Below are 707 nucleotides of genomic sequence, written 5' to 3'. Positions count from 1 at the left end.
CAAAAGCGGTAATGGCAGAACGTCCTTTCTCCGGCTCATTGCCGGCATGAGACGCCACACCGTCAAACGTCAGTTGATAGCCTCCCACACCTTTACGCGCTTTCACCAAAGAGCCATCTGCCCGGGCAGCCTCACAGACCAGCACGCAACGTGCGCGTTTCGCCAACGCAGCAATCCACTCGCTGGAGTGAACGCTGCCGGTCTCTTCATCCGGGTTCATTGCTACCGCAATAGATAAACGCGCCAGATGCTCCGCGGGTAACGAGCGCATAGCCCAGAGAATATTTAGCAGGCCGCTTTTCATGTCAGAAACGCCGGGGCCGTAAAGACGGTGTTCATCGCGGCTCATCGGGCGTTCAGCCACCGTTCCTGGCGGAAAAACGGTATCCAGATGACCGACCAGCAGCACATCGTATTGTGTTGCATGAGGCTTATTAGTTACCAGCAACGCCGGGCCGACCTCACTCCCCAAATCCACAAGCTCCGTTTGCCAGCCTTCCTGCTGCCAGAGATCACGCATCACCGCGGCGATATGGGCTACGCCTGCGACCGTTTGCGTTCCGCAGTCAACGTTGACCAGCGTTTGCAGTTCATTAATGTATTTTTCCAAATCCATGGTCATTCCTTATCAGAGAATAATGCGCATCAGCAGCATCGCTAAAAAAGCGTTCAGAACGGAGATAATTATCATCAGGGGAATACGTTTA

General features: G+C 54.0%; 1 protein-coding gene. It reads right to left on the bottom strand.

Features of this window, described 5'->3' with window-relative positions; all coding sequences use genetic code 11:
- A partial coding sequence (locus tag ACU8YC_RS25265) for a M20/M25/M40 family metallo-hydrolase (RefSeq protein WP_446895999.1) occupies window positions 1-616 on the bottom strand: 616 nt, incomplete at its 3' end.
- Between the last annotated feature and the right edge of the window lie 91 nt (window positions 617-707).

It is taken from the genome of Citrobacter sp. VF227 (assembly GCF_052950715.1).
This window is presented reverse-complemented; position numbering and strand designations above follow the sequence as displayed.